This window comes from uncultured Psychrobacter sp. (assembly GCF_947500265.1).
GTDB lineage: Bacteria > Pseudomonadota > Gammaproteobacteria > Pseudomonadales > Moraxellaceae > Psychrobacter.
This window is the reverse complement of sequence record NZ_CANMRN010000013.1, coordinates 32,804-53,001: the sequence shown is the minus strand read 5'-3', so window position 1 is coordinate 53,001 and position 20,198 is coordinate 32,804. Positions and strand designations below refer to the sequence as shown.

The window sequence follows — 20,198 nt, the reverse complement described above, 5'->3', positions numbered from 1 at the left end:
GATAGTTATTTGATAGTTATTTGATAGTTATTTGATAGTTATTTGATAGTTATTTGATAGTTATTTGATAGTTATTTAATACTCAGTTAGTCTTTTAATAACTTTATTGGAGGACAGCACTCCCAAAATTAAAGACAAAAAAACACCCATCACTCTAAGTCATGGGCGTTTCTATTAATCATAGCACCTAAAAAACTAGGTATTTTTGATTTAAAGTCTTACTGAGCAGCAGCTTCTGTAGTTTCTGGAGCGTCAGCGCTTTCAGTTTTAGCAGCAGTGTCCGTATGTGCGCTATGATCAGTACCCCAGATTTTTGGGTATTTGTAGCCAGGGAACGTTTCATGAGCATACTTTTTGAAAGCTTCTGAGTTATAAGCGTTGGTCACATCTTCAACCCATTTCTTACCAGTATCAGCAGATTTGATCGCTGACCAGTTTACATAAGCAAAGCTTGGCTCTTGGAACAATGCTTCGGTCAATTTGATACCAGAGTCAGTAGCATAGTTACCGTTGATAACTGCGAAGTCAACTTCATCACGCGCGCGTGGTAATTGAGCAGCTTCTAGTTCAACGATTTCGATCTCGTATTTGCTGTTATCAGCGATATCTGCTTTTGATGCTGTCAATGGATCGATGTTGTCTTTCAATTTGATCCAGCCAAGATCATTCATCATAACCAAAGCACGTGCAAAGTTACTAGGATCGTTTGGTGCAGAAACACTCATACCTTTAAATGCAGCATCAAGACTGGTCTTTTTACCTGAGTAAATGCCAAGCGGAGCCGTTGGTACTTGGAATGCTTCTACTAGATCAAGGTTGTTTTCTTTTTTGAAATTATCAAGATAAGGCTTGTGCTGGAAGATGTTGATATCCAAATCGCCTTCAGCCAATGCAAGGTTAGGACGGACATAATCAGTAAAAGCAATCAACTCAACTTCATAACCTTGAGCTTCAAGCGTGCTCTTTACTTGGTTACGAACCATATCAGCAAAATCTCCTTCAGTCGTACCGATAACGATTTTGGTATGGTCAGGATCGATATCGCTAGCGGCAGTTTCTGCAGTTGCACCTTCGGTTACTGGCTCTTTAGTCGCTTCTGGCGCTGATGAGTTGCTGCAACCGACTAAGACTAGACCTGATACACCAACAGCGGCAAATGCGGTAGCTAACTGACGGCTGATATCTGTTAATTTCATAATATGTCCTTAATAATGAATGGGGTTGAGTAAAACGTTTATCGTCTGAACATTAAAAAAGCAACATTATAAATAGTAATGCTGCTTTTGTTGTAAGAGCTGAGATAAGGGTTGAGTGTTGCCAAAAATAAACCTAGTCGCCCGTAAAGTCAAGTATTCTCTAAAGCGGCTTAACGTTTGTCTAAACGATTGGCGAGCCAGTTACCAGAGGCTTGAATCGAGACGACCATGATAGATAGTACGATCACGATAAAAATCATTACCTCGGTTTGATAGCGATAATAGCCATAACGAATGGCCAAATCACCCAAACCGCCACCACCGATCATACCAGCCGCCGCTGAATAAGAGAGCAAGCTGATACAAAGAATAGTGACTGACAATACTAAACCTGAGCGCGCTTCATTAAGTAATACTTTAATAATGGTAAAAGGCCTGGCACCCATCGATTCGGTTGCTTCGATAATACCGCGCGGCACTTCACGCAAATTTTGCTCGACCAAACGCGCAAAATAAAACGAACCAGCGATAGCAAGTACTAGTGATGCAGCAATTGGACCGATACCCGTACCAACGATGGCCTTGGTAAACGGACTCATCGCAATCATCAAAATTACGAAAGGGAAAGCACGCATAAAGTTGGTAATACCGCCAAGCACACCGTACAACGTCTTGTTTTGCAAAAACTGTCGATCACTAGACAAAAACAAGAATACGCCAAACAGTCCACCGATGACGATTGCGACTGTGGTCGAAATACCAAGCATCACAAACGTATCAATAAACGCGCTTACGATCTCTTTGCGTAACACAAGTAGCTTGTCTATAGAGGCGGATAATTCAGTACCAGTTAACATATCTATTTCTCCTGCCTCATTAGTCCTCGACGACTAGGCCTTTGCCAATCGGGGTGGTTGCTTGAATCAGACCATCTTGCACATCCGCAACTTCTAATAGTTGTCCTTGATGCAATAACGCTGCGCGATCACAAAGTCTACGAATAACACTCATCTCATGGGTCACGATGACGATAGTCACGCCAAGTTGCTCATTGATATCGCGCAGACAAGTCAGCAAACTACGGGTCGTTGCAGGGTCAAGCGCACTGGTTGGCTCATCGGCCAACAGTACTTTTGGACTAGGGGCAATCGCGCGAGCAATACCCACACGCTGTTTTTGTCCGCCTGATAACTGCGCAGGGTAGTGGCCAGCACGATCGGTCAAATCGACAATCGCAAGACAATCCATGACGCGCTTATGAATGTCGCGACTTGGATAACCAGAGATTTTTAAGTTAAATGCCACGTTGTCAAAAACCGTTTGATTAGACATCAGATTAAACTGCTGAAAAATCATCCCGATATTATGACGAGCAATACGCAGCTCACTGGCAGACAGCGTGGTTAGGTCAGTACCGTCTATCACGACTTGACCCGAATCTGGACGTTCAAGCATATTGATTAGGCGCAATAAGGTAGATTTACCTGCACCTGAATAACCCATTAGACCAAAGATTTCGCCTTGTTTGATAGTCAGAGATGTCGGCTCAACAGCGGTAAACCAATGTGGTTTGCCGTCTTTGTCTTTGATTGATCGGTCGCTTAAAAAACTTTTGGTCACATCGTTTAAGACAATCATGTCATTCATGGAGGGCTCAAAATTTAATAAATTTTTTAATGGTTAAAAACGCGTCATCAGGCCTCTTTCAATATGTAAGAAGCTTGTCAAAATGACAACAGTCAATAACCGTATAATAAGGGGCGGTAATATAGCATATTATCAGGCACTTTGGATATGCACATACGTGTCCGGCTTATGATTAATAGCTATTAAGAATAAGCAGTTAAAATGGCAAGTGTGAAGGTGACAGCGTGATAGCTATCTATATAATGATGGGGATTGATTACTCGTGATAGTTGTAATGAGGGTCATGATGAATTGGGATGGTCACCAAAAATCTAGTATGACCATTTAGCGTATCTGTAATAATACGTCCTTGATGGGCGGTGACGATTTGTGAAACTAACGATAACCCTAATCCAGAGCCTTTATTTTTTTGCTGTAAACGTACAAATGGGCTAAAGACTTCTTCTCGCTTACCTTCAGGGATACCAGTGCCTTCGTCGATTACAGCCAGCACAGCATATTTCGGCAAAGGACGTTCAGGTTCAGTTTTGGCTTTCTTCATATGCTTAGCAAATAAGCCTTCTTTACGCACGACTGCACCTGAGCTCTGATTGTTTGAGCTATTAGATTTGGCGTCATCTTTCGTATTATTTGAGCCGTTATTTTTAGTAGCGGTATCAGTAATAGATTTATCTGATTTTTGAGCGCTATTATCGACGAGAGTGCCAGCATTCGCTCTTTCTACGTTGCTTATAGAGTTTGTTTTAGCTACTTCAATCAAGCCAGCGTTGTCAGTATTATTAATACTATTAGCGTCGTTAGTAGGTTCAGTAGAATCTGGAACAGCCTTCCAAATAACTTTCTTAATTCTGTCGGTCAACTCACTGGTAAAACTGTAATAGTCAGCAAGTAGTGATGATTCGCCAGTAGTAGGTTGGGGTTTGCTAGCATTGTCTATCGAGCTTTCATCTGAAAGGCCGTTATCAAGGCTGGCATCATCATTGCTCTCGTTGCTGGCAGCTATATCTTCACCGTTTTTATAGATAGTCGGCGTTGGTAGTTCTACTATTGAGTCAGTCGCTTCTGATTTATTTTTATCAACCGAACTAGTAGCTTCATGTTTAGTGGTATGGTTTTCAATTACCTTGGCATCAGCGTTTTCTTCATAATCGTCAAAGTCTAAACTGTTGTAATCGACAAAGCTGCTGCATAGCACCGTTTGTAATAGATAGTCGGGCACAGTTCCGGCTTCTTCTATGCTCTGAACACCATATAGCAATACCGTAACAGGCGGCTTGCCATGTAGCATAGCGTTGGTAAGTAAATTACGAATCAAATGAGTCAACATTGATGATTGACCATCTATCACGATGTGCTCACCAATGAGCGTGGCTTCAGGATAGTGCTGACGTTCTTGATTTACCAAATCGTATAAATCTAAGTTTTCAACTTGCTGTAAGGCATGTCCCGCATCCAAACGGCTAACCAATAATATGCTTTCTACTAAGTCATTAAGACCTGACAAGTCTCTGTTGATAGCCTGTGCCCGTTTATCGAATTTTGCTTTGGTATCAGTTGGTAGCGCACCAGCCAACATATCCATCATTTCAATCTGTAGACGAATACGTGTAATCGGTGTACGTAGCTCGTGAGAGGCATGTGCTAATAGCAAGTTATTAGCATCAATTAAATGTTCAATTTTTTGTGCCGCTTGGTTGAATCCGCGTGCTAGTGCAGCGATTTCATCATTACCACGCGCGTTTACTCGGACAGTAAAATCACCATCACCTAACTGAGTCATTTGCTGGCTTAACTGGTCAATACGCCATGTCATCGTCCGTGCAATCAACCATAGTACACCTGCCATGATGAGTAGCAGTAGTAGCGTACCAGTGAACAAGTTTAAGGCTGCAGAAAGGACAGGTTTTTTAGGCGTGAGACGTGATTCGTATAATAAGGTATAACCTGTACTGCTATACACTTGGGCTTGCTTGGTAGGTGATGTGTCTGCAAGTGATGGAAAAACGCGTGAAAACAAAGAAGGAGTAGGGGGAAGCTCTAGGGGTAGGTCACTGTTGTCAGTTTGCATGAGCAGCCGACCTTCGCTGTCATACAATCCCATTTTCGCTTGCAGTGACTCATCAAAAATATCGAAGCTTTTCTTAACGACAGCCAGCATAAAACGTGACTGCAAACGGTTGTCTTTGCTGATGGAAATATTTAATTCGTGCAAGAATGGATCGATTTGACCCAAAATCTGTGTGGCTAATATCTCTGAGCGAATACCCGCATCTTTATCATGAACAAGTTGGGTCAACAGCACCATTGCTACAGCAAATAACGTAAGTGCCAGCATAACGCTGGCAAATAGTTTGGCAAATACGGAACGAAAACCCAATTGCTGCATTAAACGATCTCTATTATTAAACGCTTGTACCGACTCATGATATAGAGTTTACACCATGAGTCAGCTAATTAGGTATCCTTTACGATTACACCTGATCAGTAGCAAATTGATAGCCGACGCCACGTACAGTAATAATACGCTTTGGCTGGCGTGGATTGTCTTCGATTAAAGCACGTAGACGCGAAATATGTACATCAATTGCACGGTCAATGTTGTCTGAACTGTCATCATTTGGCATCGCTTGCCAGAGCTGCTCACGATTTAAGACCTTGCCAGAATGAGTGGCGAAGTAATGTAACAACTGAAACTGATGCGTGGTTAGGCGTACTGGTTGGTCATCGATAGTGACTTCATGACTATCAGGGAACACACTCAAACGGCCAAAGGTTAAGCTGTCTGATTGGCTATCGGCTTGATTTGGTTGCTCATGACGACGAATAACCGCACGAATACGAGCTAAAAGCTCACGTGGCTCAAAAGGCTTGGCGATATAATCGTCAGCACCCATCTCCAGCCCCAACACACGATCGGTTGTATCACCTTTTGCGGTCAGCATAATAATAGGCACTTTATTAGTCATGTTATTCTTGTTGCCACGAATCTTTTGACACACTTGCATACCGTCCATATCAGGTAGCATAAGATCCAATACAACCAAGTCAATATCGCGCTCTTTGGTGTCTAATAAGTCGAGACCTTCTTGACCAAGCCCAGCATGATGCACATCATAGTAGTTCATGGTCAAATAATCGCTGATCAGCTCAGCCAAATCTGGATCGTCTTCAATCAATAAAATCTGTTTACTCATGGGGTATCCTCTAATTGTTATTGTGATTTATAAAAATATAACGTTTTCGGTAATGATTAGCTGTTGGTAATGATAAATAGTTAAACTATTAAGCCTCTACGTTTTCAAATATACAGAATAGCGCATAATTACATGTGAATCGTATTTTAATACTCGGATAATGCTATATATGGTAGGGCCATATTGCCTAATTATGCTGTTACAAAACAAGAGAAGCTTTGTTAATGTTTCTACCAAATGTAACTGTCAGCATAAGCTATTATGACACAATGACTTTTTTACCTTTAGAATCAACAGGTAAGTCAGCCAAACAAATTAAGCTATCATTGCTCACACCTGCTATCAAATACTGCTGCGTAGTAGGATCGTATTCAACTACCTCAATAGGTTGACGTGTTAAACGCTGATCTTGACCGATTATCCAAACATTCGCAGTCAATGGTTGTAGCGGCATATAAGGAGGAGTTTGCAACTCTGTCAGATCAACATCATGTAGCGCTCGCTTAGGTACGATAGTACCGACATCTATTTGACCATAATTGACGCGGCCTGTGACTTTCATATTTGGCAATAATTTATCACGACTTACTTCATTATCGATGACATTAACATAGACCAAGAGCTTTTTGGGCTGACTGGTCGATACCAGTTTGCTGACCTGTCCCGTAAACTTGTCTGAGATACCTTCGGCAGTAAAATTGACCGTTTGGCCAACTGAGAGCTGTGGTTTTGCTTGTATAGGCAGGGTAGCCATAAAGTGCAGCTTGGTCTCATCACTGATTTGTAGTAGAGGTTCGCGCGCCGCTAGCTGTTGTCCTGCATTAGCAGATAAGTTTTCTACCCGACCCGAAAAGCTGGCATGAATGGTAATCGAATTATACGGTGCATCTTGTTTAGCAGTATCAATGTCTGCATCCTGACTAGTAGAGGTGTTGCTATCAGTATTTATCGCAGAGTTTGCTTCTAGCGTTTTATTACTATCAGTTTTTCTTACAACAGCAATGTCTGCGTCTGGCGCAGCTTGTGCAGAGTTAGCATCAGAGTTTTGCGTATCTTCTTGATTGTTCTGATTAGTATCCCCTGATTCTGAATTACCTTGTTCAGGCTTTTTCAAATCTTCAGCTTTGCTAGCCGTGCCCGTACGTTTAAAGACAAGCAATGGCGTGCCTTTTTCTACCCATTGGCCTTCACTAACCAGTGTCTCTTCTATACGAATGGGATGTACCGCAACAAATGTGGTCTGCTTGATAGGTTCGATATTACCTTGTAATCCGAGACTCGGCTGATATCTTGAAGGTTTGATACTCAAGATATGTTCTGGTGTCATTGTGACACTGTCGCTTGTGATGATAAGTGGCGTGTCAGCGGTCTCTTCTTCAGTATCAGTAACGGCTGATTCGTTTATAGGTGACGGCTGACAAGCAGCGATAAATAGCATGCTGAATAAATAGAGGCTTTTTCTTAAGTATTTAGAAGCTGTCATAGCAGTCACCATTGTAATCGTCATATTATTATATAGTGAATTGTAACGCGGTGGAACGCCTGTAAAATATTTACTAAACTTAAAAAAGTTGATAATTCAAGTATTAAGTAAAGTTAAAGTTATACCTTTAATAAATAAGAACAGCTATTTGTGATACTAATGAGTTCGAACATAATTTTACTAATTACTGGAAAAGCAATAATAACTGTGCTAAAACAAACACTATAAAATGCATTGATACATTTTTATTACAAATGAAAATTATCCAGTAATATCATTGCCAGTTATATACAATACAAAATTATAATAATGATGCCTTTTCTTCGAATCGTAATCTATTTATATGTTAGAAAATGGATTTATAGTTAATTGGAATCGTTGTTATATTTGACTTTTCTATTAGATATTCGCGGGGTAAGTTATCTTATTCAAAGCACTCAAATAACGCTAGATTTTGTAAGATTAATAATAATAAAGTGCGTATAGTACGCTATATTGATACCGCGATTAGTCAGTAGGCATCAATTGTAGAAGATTCGCTGTTATCACAAATTTCAACGCAGACAATGCAAATGTAGGTACTTATATTGATCTGACAAGAGATGATATAAAAGTTTAAAATAGCCAAGCAAATTTTGTATTGTTAGATAGCGTTACGAACAAATAGTCGTTTACAGGACAATGAGAATGGAAAATAATTTTGAAGGTTTAAAAGTAATGGTAATTGATGATTCAAAAACCATTCGCCGTACTGCAGAAACTTTATTACAAAAAGCGGGCTGTGAAGTAGTGACCGCTATCGATGGTTTTGATGCGTTAGCAAAGATTGTAGATAACAATCCAGATATTATTTTTGTCGACATTATGATGCCACGTCTAGATGGATATCAGACTTGTGCGCTGATAAAAAACAACCCCGATTATGCTGATAAACCTGTAATCATGTTGTCATCTAAAGATGGTCTATTTGATAAGGCACGTGGTCGTATTGTTGGCTCTGATGAATATCTGACTAAGCCATTTAGTAAAGATGAGCTTTTTGATGCCATTAATCAGTACCGTTAATCGAATAAATATAGACTTACAGGGAGTGATTGATATTATCGCTCCAGATTATTCAATACTGAGTAATCATGATTAAAGAATGGCTACCAGTAGATTTATAAGTGCTATTTTTAATCATTTTATCTGAACCATATATCAATATATCTTCATAGATATTTTAGAACATAAAGGAACCTCCTATGACTACCGTTTTAGTCATTGACGACTCGCCATCAGAAATGGCGAAATTTCGCGATATGCTTGCCAAAAATAACTTTCAAGTGTTGGAAGCGACCAATGGTGAGCAAGGTTGCCAGATGGCAGCTGAACATTTACCAGATGTGATTTTGATGGATGTGGTCATGCCTGAAATGAATGGTTTTCAGGCCACCCGCAAGATTACTCGCGGTAAAACCACTGCTCATATCCCTGTCATTATGATCAGTACCAAAAACCAAGAAACAGATAGAGTTTGGGGCAAGCGTCAAGGCGCTAAAGAATATATGAACAAACCAGTTGATGAAAGTGGATTGGTCAATATGATTCGCAAAGTGATGGAGTAACTTGTGGCTTCTAGAGGATTTATCGAGCTTCTGCGTTTAGCAGATTTGGCACGCGCGCGCAAAGGCGGTCGCCGCGGTGGCCAAGAGTTTGATTGGCAAGGTGTGGTATTTGAAATTGGTGGGCAGCGCTTAGTTGCCCCTATGGGTCAGGTATCAGAGGTATTATCTATGCCAGAATATACTAGCCTACCTCTAGTAAAGCCATGGATGCTAGGTATTGCTAACATTCGTGGGCGACTCTTACCTTTGACGGATCTGTCACATTTTTTGCAAGTACCTAGTCGCTTGACACAAATGAGCCAACGGAAAGTTATTGTCATTGATTATGACAATAACTTTTCAGGACTGCTAGTGGATCAAGTACTTGGTATCGAACAGTTCATACAAGAACAGTATCGTCCAGAAGCTATAGATCCAGAGTCGCCATTTGCGCCTTATAACCATGGCAAGTTTTTCAAAAACGACCAAGACTGGTATGTATTTATGCCAAGTTTGCTCGCACAGGATCCTCAGTATTCAGATGCTGCGATATAGCTATTAACTATACAATACCTGTCTGTTGAGTAACGATAGAAGAATAGCGACTGACATAATAGGGTTCGATGTCAGCATTTATACAGGCTTTGCTAATCATTGTTTAGATAACAATACGATTGTCAAAGTCAGCCACAATTAGACTTTGATGACTGTTTGAAAGGAAGACGCAAGATGAGTGATGTGATAAAAAAACCTGTAGCTGGTATAGCCAAAACATCAGCAGATGGCAAAGACGCTGATAGTACTTGGAAGCTATTGTTAGGATTTTTTGTTCTATTAAGTTTGGCTTGTCTGATTTGGCTAGTTAACTCGCTATCATCGGTAAGTCAGTATTTCGATAGTTTCAATCAATCCGTTATCTTGCCAGCGGCTGTATTTGCAATCGGCGCATTAGGGATTCTGTTTGCTTTGTACCAGCTACTGAAAAACCGTGGTGGATCAGAGCGATCGCTTATTGAAAAAGAAACCTTGCGTCGTCGCCAAGAAGCAGAAGCTGAATCTGAACGAGCGCGTCAAATTCAAGAAGAAAACGAACGTAACCAGATCGCTATTCTACGTCTGCTTGATGAGTTGGGTGATTTGGCAGAGGGTGATTTGACCGTTAATGCGACTGTATCAGAAGATTTTACAGGGGCGATTGCTGATTCAGTCAACTTTGCAATTGACCAATTACGACAGTTGGTACTTGTTATTAACAGCACTGCTGACCGAGTCTCACAGTCTTCGGATCAAACGCAGATGAATGCTGTTGAACTGGCCGAAGCTTCTGAACACCAAGCACAAGAGATTGCTGGTGTGTCAGCCGCTATTAATGAGATGACTGTTTCAATTGATCAGGTTTCAAACAACGCTGCGGAATCTGCAACGGTTGCCCAGCGTTCAGTTGCTATTTCTCACAATGGAGCAGAAGTTGTACAGCGCTCTATTGAGGGTATGAACGTTATTCGTGATCAGATTCAAGAAACGTCAAAACGTATTAAGCGCCTTGGTGAGTCTTCGCAAGAGATTGGTGATATCGTTGGACTAATTAACGATATTGCTGACCAGACCAACGTTTTGGCATTGAACGCCGCTATTCAGGCATCTATGGCAGGGGAAGCGGGCCGAGGCTTCGCGGTTGTTGCTGATGAGGTACAGCGTCTAGCTGAGCGTTCAGCTAATGCTACTAAGCAGATTGAAACATTGGTAAAAACCATTCAGGCTGATACCAATGAAGCGGTTATGTCGATGGAGTCAACAACTTCTGAAGTTGTACGCGGCGCACGCTTAGCAAAAGATGCGGGTGAAGCACTAGAAGAGGTACAGAGCGTTTCTAACACTTTGGCTGACTTGATCCAAAACATCTCAAACGCTGCATTACAACAGGCTGAGTCTGCTGGTCACATTTCTCACACCATGAACATCATTCAAGATATTACTTCACAAACTTCTTCTGGAACGATGGCAACAGCCCGTTCTATTGGTGAGCTAAGTGAAATGGCAGCAGCACTACAGGAATCGGTAACGGGCTTTAAGGTATCGAACGACGACGAGCTAGTAGATTATGAAGTGTTGGATGCGGAAGGCGCATTGAAAGAAAGCGTTTAGTGATTAGTTATTCTTTTAGAGCAAGATTGATAGCATTTTATTTTTCTATATATTGAATAAAGTTGCTGTACCAAGAATGATAAGAAGAAGCCGTAATCATAGTAGGTGATTTCTCTAGCTTAAATAGCGTTAATAAGCTAAACCATCTGCTTAATACAGTTGATCTGACATTGGGTAATACTTTGATGAAAGTCGACAGTTTGGATGTGCAGCGATGGCAGAAGTACATAGAGCAAGAGACTGGATTTGTGCTGCCAGACATACAGCTACAGTGGCTGGCCAATGCAATCGATTGTACGGCGATGTCGAACGGATTGAGTGTTCAACAATTATGGTATCAACTATCGAAAAATGATGGGTTGCATCAGCAGTTGTTAGACAAAGTACTCATTCATGAGAGTCGCTTCTTTCGACATAGACCCTCTATCGACTTTGTCACAGAGTATGCACTGCAGCACCATAAAGCGGACAACATTGATAGTTTGTTTCGTATTTGGAGTGTTGGCTGCGCAAGTGGACAAGAAGCTTGGTCACTGGCCATGAGCTTAGCTGCACAGAAATGTCAAGACTATGCAATATTAGGGACAGACATCAGCGAAGAGGCTATTAAAAGCGCACGACTGGGGCAATACGATAACAGGCAGCAATCTTTAATCCCGCAATCGTGTCAGCCGTTTGTTCAGCCGCTTCCATCTAAAGGTACATCAAACAGATTAAAACCTGACATACCAGAAGCGGCTAATAATATGCAGGAAAACTGGCAAGTAGCACCTGTATTGCAGCCGTATGTCAATTTTTCTGTACACAATATTATTGAACAAAAACCACCCACTACGCATCTTCAGCACGTGATTATTTGTCAAAACATGCTGCTATATTTTCGTAAATTTGATCAGCGTGATATTTTGGCACGGTTATCAGAGCAGTGCGCGTTAGAGGGATATATTATATTGGCTCCAGGTGAGGCGTTGTTCTGGCGTCCTTCAAATATGCGCCGTATTGCGCACCCACAGGTTAATGTGTGGCAAAAAATTAGTGCCTAAATTAGTGCATAGACGAGTTAGGATAAACCTATGAAAAACCAGCCCAATGACATCGTGACGTTTCAGTGGTTGCTACCATTATTCAATCAGCAGTTAACACAGATATCTGACGGTTGGCAATTAGGTGAATCTAGCATCGACCATGAACAGCTGATAACAAGTTATCATCAGATTAGCGGTGCGCTCATCATACTTAAACTTCCCTTATTAGCGGGTGTTGCTAGTAAGTTGAGTCAACTCGCAGGATTACAAAGTTGTGACGATTTTTCTATTAAAGAGCGTCGTATAGGTCAGTTCTCTCATCGATTATTACAACGAGAGATTAATCAGTATGCGCGTACAGGAATCTATCATATAGGTCTAATAAGTAGAGCAATTGATGAGCTGACCCAAACCTTGTCTCAACGAAATATAGAAACTGACATTCCTATAAACATTAGCGATATTCAGTATGAATACACGAATGATCATGCGAATAACGAAAATATTATCAATAGTATTGAAGCCGCCGTGCCGACAGAACAAGCTACTGCTAGCTTGACAAGTGAACAGTGTCAGCAGTTGCTACTCGTATGGCGTCAGCAAGTACAAGCATTACTAATCACTAATACAAATCAGTCATCAGCACTCAGTACCTTAGAAAAAGCTAGCCAGTATCTCAGGCAGACTACACAAGATAGTGGTTTACAAAGACTATGGTATTTAACCGAATTACTGCTAAGCGATCTAGCCCAAAACGAGACACCACTTCCTGAGCGTTATGCTCCATTATTAGGTCAGCTTGATCAAGTTATAGAATCTTGTGCCCAGTCAAATGGAGTACCTTCAACTATAGTTGTAAGATTGACTACCGCAATCTATGTCGAATTGAGTTATCTAGCGCACAGTAGCAAACGTACTCAGTCTATTTTGGATAAAGTATCTCCAAGTACTACGACAGCGTCTCGTTTTTTACCGCAATTATTAACTCAGCTTGATGCGCTTATTTTCAAGCTAGATGAGCCAGCTACTTTGGTAGCTCCTTTACAACATATCAGAGAACAGCTCAAAAACCGAGGCTGGACTTACTATGTGTCTCAGGTTGAATCAATCCTTGCAGATTTAAAACAGTCTCTCGTATCAGAAACAAGTTTTGCGCAAGAGCAGTGGCAAATTGAACGCAAGCTGCAAGAGTTATATAACGCTATTTATAGTACTGAGCAAACTATTTCACTTAAGATTGGTGATGCGACCTCTTTCGCTACTGTGCCTGAAGTGATAAATAGTAATGAGAAAGAATTAAAAGATAAGCATGACCCCATTCCTACCGATAATAGTCTACGTGAGCTTCGAATTGCAGTAGAAGAGATAAAACAGAATTTCAACGATTATATACAACATCAAGATATTGGGTTATTGCCAGCGTTTACTGATTTTACCAGTATTGGTCAAGCCTTCGACGATATGGAATTGCCAGAAATTCGTCATACTATGGATGATATCGGTAGTCTATTTACACAGTTAACTACTCGTAATATTACTACCCCGAGCTGGAGTTTGGTGCAGGCGTTGGCTGAGAGCTTAACGTCTATTGAGCTATTACTTGATTATCTTGCACAGCAGGTTTTCGATCAGCAGCTGCTTACTTTAGCGAACGAACATACGGCCAGAGCAACACAGCTTCTTGATACTGATATCGTATCACCAGAAACGATTAACGAGACTGTACTCATTCAAGAGTCAGCTGCGACGAATGTTGTACGTTACGATGATAGTGGTGAGATCAGCCCTGTTATCAATATAGACGATGCAAATGTAGTTGAACAAGATAATGCGAGTCTGTCCAACAATACTGAAAGTGATGCACTAAAGCAGGCTAGTGAACACGTGAAGCCTGATAACTTTGAAACAGATGAAGATGTCCATGATATCTTTATTGAAGAAGTGACTGAAATCATCACTGATCTTGAAGATTTTCTTCCTATCTGGGCGCAAGACTCACAAGACCTAACACCATTGACTGAAGTGCGTAGAGGTTTTCACACTCTAAAAGGCTCAGGTCGTATGGTTGGTGCCTTTAGTATCAGCGAGATAGCATGGTCAATCGAAAACCTACTCAACCGTTTATTAGATAAAACATTGCCAGTAACAGATGATGTGGTAAATCTAGTAGTTGATACCACAAAAATTCTACCAGCATTAGTAGCAGATTTTTCAGCTCAGCGACCACCAAGCTTTGATCCTGCTATTACTATTTTACAAAGTAGTAATCTTATGAGTCAGCAGCCTGTGAACACTGGACTGACGCTAGCTGAACTTGCTCCTAAAGAGTTTATGTCAGATGATATAGAATTAGAAAAATCGCTACTAGAAATTGATGATGCTGATAACAATTCTAATAACGATAGTACTGAGTTAGTCACTAACTCGAATAACAAAGAAGCGAATATCAATGAATATCTATCTGCGTTGGATATTCCAGAGAGTCTTGTACCTTTTATTAGAGAGACTGATCAACTACCAGCTGATGCCGACGATGCAGATCCTGATATCAAAGAGATATTTATAGAAGAGGCCAATGAAGTATTGGCAGAAATTGTGCCGTTGTATGAAAGCTGGCAGGAAAATTCGACCGATCTAGAGGGATTAAAAGATATTCGTCGTGGTTTCCATACCTTGAAAGGTTCGGGCCGCATGGTAGGCGCTAACTATACAGCGGAACTGGCATGGTCTATAGAAAACATGCTTAACCGTGTTTTAGATAAGAGTGTCGCTATCTCAGTTGATATGCGTCAGTTGATTACAGATGTACTGGCAGCTTATCCTGATATGCTTGTAGCGTTTGAACAGGGTACTAAAGACTATCCAGCTGTAGTTCCAGTGTGGATTGCGTGTGCTGATGCGTATAGCAAGCAGCAGGGTAATGGATTTAGTTATTCTGCTTTGTTTGCACAGTCAGTAAGTAGTTCTATAGATGAGATGGAAGAAACAACGCCATGGTCTGATACGGCTGAGACTGGCAATGCTGATGATGACAATAGTAATGAAGCAATAGATTCTACTTTACAGACCTTTCATTCAGTTAATGAAAAAATGGCAGAGGCATCAGTTGTCCTTACCCCTCAAACCGAAGAAGAAAAAGCATTTTGTAAGATATTTATTGATGAAGCAGAAGAGCTGCTTGATTGTATCGAACAGTTTGTCCAAGACAATAGAGAACAGCATCATATAGAAATCACAGATGAAATCGTACGCGCATTTCATACTTTGCGCGGCGCTTCTGGTTCTAGTGCTTTAGCCGCTATCAGCGAAGTCAGTGCGACCATCGAGCATAGCTTGGAGTCATTACAACAACAAGATATAGGCATGAATGCTCAGCACCTAGCAGCATTGGCCCAGTCAGCCACATTAATAGAGGGTTATCTAAATAACTATAAGCAAAATATAGAGCAGCACGATATATCAATAGAGGACGATGGGTCGCAGAGTCAGCATGATATAGCGTCATTGCAAGCCATGCTTGGTGAGCAATACGTAACTAATGATACTACAGTCATGACAAATAGGAAACCGACGATAGAAGAGTTATTAGACAGTAATATTGATACGTTGCTCGATGCTGAGTGGGAATTAGATGATGCATTGAATCATGCTGAGATAGAGCATATTCAAGACTATATAGAGCAGCAAGTCTTTCAAACAGCTTCTCTTAAGGAAAAGGCGCAAGCATTTCCAAAATTCGTCACGATTTTAGATGAGCTGGGTAATGCGTATCGTTATTTGAGTAATCATATCGATAAAGCCCAAAATCCAGACATTCAAGCGATATTGCATGCAGGTCACGCTCAGCTGATTGGATTGTTTGATGCCTTAGCTGGCAGTACTTCTTTAAAAATAGATAAACAAGTCATTGATGAGCTACAGAGTATTTATCAAGAAAGGGATGAGAACGAGGACGTTGGCTTCACCGTTAGAGTTGTTCCAGCAGCTGAGCTACAGTTTGAAACGATTGACACTGATATCGAGCTATTAGAGATATTTTTAGAAGAGGCACAAGAGCTTGATACTGCACTAGATGAAAGCTTCAATAAATGGCGTGCCGATATCACCAATGTCAATGCGCTAAAAGTTCTACAGCGTCATTTGCACACGATTAAAGGTGGTGCACGGATGGCTGGTATCCGTAGTATTGGTGATTTGACTCACGAAGCAGAAAGCGTCTACGAGTCGTTTGTAGAGAACCGAAGAGCGCCAACCGCGCAGTGGCTTGAAATCATGCAAATGGTGCAAGACACGATGTCACTACAAGTGATGCATATTGTGAGTCATAAGAAATCTTTCTTTACTCCAGAGCTGATTGAACAGTTGCGCCAGCTTGAAAAAGAAAAAATGTTACCAGAGGTAGTCGATCTAGTCATACCAGTACCGAAAAATCATTTCGCACCCACAGAGCGTAGCATTGCTGCCAATGTTGTTGACAGTGATAATGAGGCAGTGAGTACCCTAAGTCTGGATAGCATGATTAAACAATCATGGGCTAACGGACTCCCTGATCCTGATATATTAGCGGTATTTTTAGAAGAAGCAGAAGAGCTTACCAATCGTAATAAGTATCTGCACTTGTTCTTAAAAGACACGAGTAATACCACAGCGTTACAAGCGCTCCAACGTGACTTGCATACCATAAAAGGTGGCGCACGAATGGTCACTGCCTCTGGTATTGCTGACTTAGCTCACGAAATGGAATCAGTTTATACGGATTTTGTTAGTAATCGACGTCCAGCCACCAAAAAAATATTAGAGTTGCTGGTTGCAAGTCATGACTGGCTAGCTGATGCAGTATTTATTCTTCAACAACATGTTAATCCACCGACGCCTACGCTGTTAATTGAAGCGTTGGAGCAATTTGGTAGAAACCCTGATAGCCTAAAAACGATACCTAAAGAGTCTCTACAAGCCCAGCGTGAAGCAATCTTGATTGCCAAAGAAAACCAAGATTCGCAGTATCTTGCAAAAGATATCAGTGAAATGCCGTCTATGCTTAGAGATACTCATGAGGAAGATCAGAGCGCTAGTAGCAATGAGATGATTCGTATCTCAGGTGGTTTGATCGAGCACATGATTAATTTGTCTGGTGAGTCAGCGATTAACCGTGCTCGTATCGATATGGGTATCAGTAGTCTAACAAACAGTATTGAAGAGATGGGTACGACAGTACAACGCTTGGCAGATCAGCTACGTCGTATGGAAATCGAGCTAGAAGCACAGATTTTGTCTCAGATAGATGAGGAACTCATCGATAATGAAGACTTTGACCCTCTAGAGATGGATCAATACTCATCTTTGAATCAGCTGTCTAAATCTTTAACAGAGTCGGCCTCAGATTTGGTTGATATTAACCATACATTATTAGAAAAGACACGTGATAGTGAAAGCCTACTGCTACAGTTGTCTCGTACCCAGACTGAACTGCAAGATGGTTTGATGAATTCACGTATGGTGCCATTTACACGCTTGACACCACGTCTTGAGCGTATCGTACGTCAAACAGCTAACGAGCTTAATAAGTCTGTTGAACTGACCATTGTTAATGCTGATGACGAGATGGATAGAACCATCCTAGAGCGCATTACGTCACCGCTTGAGCATATGTTACGTAATGCTGTCGACCATGGTATTGAAACCACGTCAACCCGTCTGAAGTCAGGCAAAGAGCGTAGTGGCCGTATTACCCTTGAGGTCCGTCGTGAAGGTAGTGAAATCGTCATTCAATTAACAGATGATGGTCAAGGTATTGATGTTGAAGCAGTACGTAGTAAAGCCATCTCTCAGGGTCTAATTGATGCAGACGATAATAGTCTGTCAGACATTGATATTATGCAATATATTTTCAACGCTGGATTGAGTACTAGTAAGCAAGTAACTCAGATTTCTGGACGCGGCGTTGGTATGGACGTTGTTATTAGTGAGATTCGTCAACTAGGTGGCTCAGTATCCGTCGTTTCAGAGTTGGGTAAAGGCTCTAGTTTTACGATGCGCTTACCATTAACGGTAGCCGTGTCTGACGCGTTGGTTGTTCGTGCTGCAGATCGCTACTATGCAATTCCATTGGTACAGATTGAGCGCGTGGTTCGAGTGAATCCAGAGAAGCTCTATGACTACTATCAATCAAATGATGCCACATTGAATTTTGAAGACACTGAGTATCGAGTACGTTATCTAAATGAGATTTTATCAGGTAATAAGTTGAATGAGTTGGTGGTAAATACCAATACCAGCTTACCGCTTATCATTATTAAAAACCGTACCGGACAGAATATTGCTTTGCAAGTGGATCAGATTGCAGGTTCGCGCATAGAAGTTGTTGTCAAACCTTTAGGCCAACAGTTATCAAATATTCCAGGGGTTTCAGCTGCTACTATCATGGGTGATGGCTCAGTCATGCTCATCTTAGATTTGATTGCCCTTATGCGTAATGCGCAATTGGTCAAGAATATTACGAAAGCTGCTGATGCTAAGAGAGGACGTATAGAGTCTAAATCTACCATTCTAGTCGTCGATGATTCAGTGACGGTACGTAAAGTAACCTCACGTTTCTTAGAACGCCAAGGGTTCAATGTGGCAGTCGCTAAAGATGGTATTGACGCAATTGAAATATTGCAAGATATGACACCAGACATGATATTGCTTGATATCGAAATGCCTCGTATGGACGGCTTCGAGGTCGCCACTCAAGTCAGACATAACAATCGTCTAAAGCAAATTCCAATTATTATGATAACGTCACGTACTGGCGAAAAGCATCGTGAGCGTGCCTTAGAGATTGGTGTAAATGACTATATGGGTAAACCATTCCAAGAAAAAGAGCTGCTTAATAAAATGCAAAAATTACTAGGTGAAGGGGTCAGCCTGACTAATGAAGGATAATGCACGTGTTTTAGCGCTGCGAAAAAAAAATAGAAACGATATTAAAGTGATGGTGGTGGCAGAAGACCACCGCCAGCGCATGGCTTTTTCAGATACGGTACGTGGTTTCGGCTTTACGCTGGTCGGCTGTGTATCACGAGCACAGTGGCAGGAAACAGGTGAGCTTTCTAACTCAGCTATCGATATTTGGCTGATAGACAGTGATTATAATGACAGTGTGGCAATAGCGACGGTGGCATCCAAACCAGCAGCAGTACTGGTTGGCTTCAGTCAGGCACCGTATCTAAACGAATCGCAAGAATATGCAAAATGGCAACGTAAGTTAAAGCGTAAATTTGCCCAGTTGCTTGACTTGCCAACACTGGTAGATGCTCCAAATTATAAGAGCGCCGCTACTGACTGGCATTATGTCGTATTTTTGGGTGCTTCTATGGGTGGTCCTAGTGCGGTCAAAGAATTCTTAGATAACGTACCAGCCACACTGCCAATTTGTATTTTATTGGCGCATCATTTTAATCAGGCTATGATTGGTACGTTGCCGCGCATACTTAACCGTCACAATGACTGGCGCTGTAAGATTATCGCTTCTTCACAGCGGCTACGTGCAGGAGAGTGTTTGATAGTTCCTATTGATAAGCAGGTTGTCTGTGATTCAACGGGTCGCGTGATACTATTGGATCAAGATTGGCATGGTGAATACAAGCCTGCAATCGGGCAGCTGCTCAAAAATACCAGTGATGTTCATGGTAGCGAGCTTATTAATATTATATTTTCAGGTATGGGTAATGATGGCTCTCAGTATCTAGACTTAATCCAAGACAATAACAGCCAATTATGGGCACAAGATCCGAGCTTGAGTGCATGTCCAAGTCAGCCTCAGGCTATCATTGACTCAGGGTATTGCAATTTTGTTGGTAGCCCTACCGATTTAGCAAAAAAACTAACCGATTACATTGGTGAAAGGGCAGATAGCCGTTCACATTAACTTATTGCGAGTG

12 protein-coding genes and 1 pseudogene are annotated in these 20,198 nt (G+C 41.3%); 7 read left to right on the top strand and 6 right to left on the bottom strand.

Going from position 1 to position 20,198, the window contains the following annotated elements; genetic code table 11:
• Window positions 1-218: 218 nt before the first annotated feature.
• The 6 genes from Q0788_RS13805 to Q0788_RS13780 all read right to left on the bottom strand — a co-directional run bounded on the left by Q0788_RS13805 (window position 219) and on the right by Q0788_RS13780 (window position 7,520).
• On the bottom strand, window positions 219-1,196 hold the full coding sequence (locus tag Q0788_RS13805) for a MetQ/NlpA family ABC transporter substrate-binding protein (RefSeq protein WP_298811624.1): 978 nt from the start codon (window positions 1,194-1,196) through the stop codon (window positions 219-221).
• A 170-nt stretch (window positions 1,197-1,366) separates the two neighbouring features.
• The gene (locus Q0788_RS13800) at window positions 1,367-2,053 is read right to left on the bottom strand and encodes a methionine ABC transporter permease (RefSeq protein ID WP_057761583.1); all 687 of its coding nucleotides are present in this window, start codon (window positions 2,051-2,053) and stop codon (window positions 1,367-1,369) included.
• A 19-nt stretch (window positions 2,054-2,072) separates the two neighbouring features.
• Window positions 2,073-2,843 (bottom strand): methionine ABC transporter ATP-binding protein, encoded by a 771-nt coding sequence (locus tag Q0788_RS13795; RefSeq protein WP_298811621.1) that lies wholly within the window; start codon window positions 2,841-2,843, stop codon window positions 2,073-2,075.
• Window positions 2,844-3,099: 256 nt separating this feature from the next.
• Window positions 3,100-5,229 (bottom strand): sensor histidine kinase, encoded by a 2,130-nt coding sequence (locus Q0788_RS13790; protein ID WP_298811618.1) that lies wholly within the window; start codon window positions 5,227-5,229, stop codon window positions 3,100-3,102.
• 85 nt (window positions 5,230-5,314) lie between these two features.
• Window positions 5,315-6,037 (bottom strand): response regulator transcription factor, encoded by a 723-nt coding sequence (locus tag Q0788_RS13785; RefSeq protein ID WP_057761578.1) that lies wholly within the window; start codon window positions 6,035-6,037, stop codon window positions 5,315-5,317.
• A gap of 259 nt (window positions 6,038-6,296) precedes the next feature.
• On the bottom strand, window positions 6,297-7,520 hold the full coding sequence (locus Q0788_RS13780; protein WP_298811616.1) for an efflux RND transporter periplasmic adaptor subunit: 1,224 nt from the start codon (window positions 7,518-7,520) through the stop codon (window positions 6,297-6,299).
• 687 nt (window positions 7,521-8,207) lie between these two features.
• Between Q0788_RS13780 and pilG the strand changes: the two genes are divergently transcribed.
• The 7 genes and pseudogenes from pilG (at window position 8,208) to Q0788_RS13745 (ending at window position 20,185) form a co-directional block, all read left to right on the top strand.
• Window positions 8,208-8,585, top strand: a complete 378-nt coding sequence (pilG, locus tag Q0788_RS13775) for a twitching motility response regulator PilG (protein ID WP_102091826.1) — start codon at window positions 8,208-8,210, stop codon at window positions 8,583-8,585.
• A 179-nt stretch (window positions 8,586-8,764) separates the two neighbouring features.
• Window positions 8,765-9,127: a response regulator gene (locus tag Q0788_RS13770; protein WP_057761573.1), complete on the top strand. Its 363-nt coding sequence runs from the start codon at window positions 8,765-8,767 to the stop codon at window positions 9,125-9,127.
• Between the two features lie 3 nt (window positions 9,128-9,130).
• Complete coding sequence (locus Q0788_RS13765; protein ID WP_298811614.1) at window positions 9,131-9,661, top strand: chemotaxis protein CheW; 531 nt, start codon at window positions 9,131-9,133, stop codon at window positions 9,659-9,661.
• A gap of 489 nt (window positions 9,662-10,150) precedes the next feature.
• Window positions 10,151-11,251 (top strand): annotated as a pseudogene (locus Q0788_RS13760) (methyl-accepting chemotaxis protein); the annotation flags it as partial.
• 185 nt (window positions 11,252-11,436) lie between these two features.
• Complete coding sequence (locus Q0788_RS13755) at window positions 11,437-12,294, top strand: CheR family methyltransferase (RefSeq protein ID WP_298811608.1); 858 nt, start codon at window positions 11,437-11,439, stop codon at window positions 12,292-12,294.
• Between the two features lie 30 nt (window positions 12,295-12,324).
• Window positions 12,325-19,200, top strand: coding sequence for an Hpt domain-containing protein (locus Q0788_RS13750; RefSeq protein ID WP_298811606.1), 6,876 nt, complete (start codon window positions 12,325-12,327; stop codon window positions 19,198-19,200).
• Window positions 19,190-20,185: a chemotaxis protein CheB gene (locus Q0788_RS13745; RefSeq protein WP_298811604.1), complete on the top strand. Its 996-nt coding sequence runs from the start codon at window positions 19,190-19,192 to the stop codon at window positions 20,183-20,185. The genes Q0788_RS13750 and Q0788_RS13745 overlap by 11 nt, the downstream gene beginning before the upstream one ends.
• Window positions 20,186-20,198 lie beyond the last annotated feature (13 nt).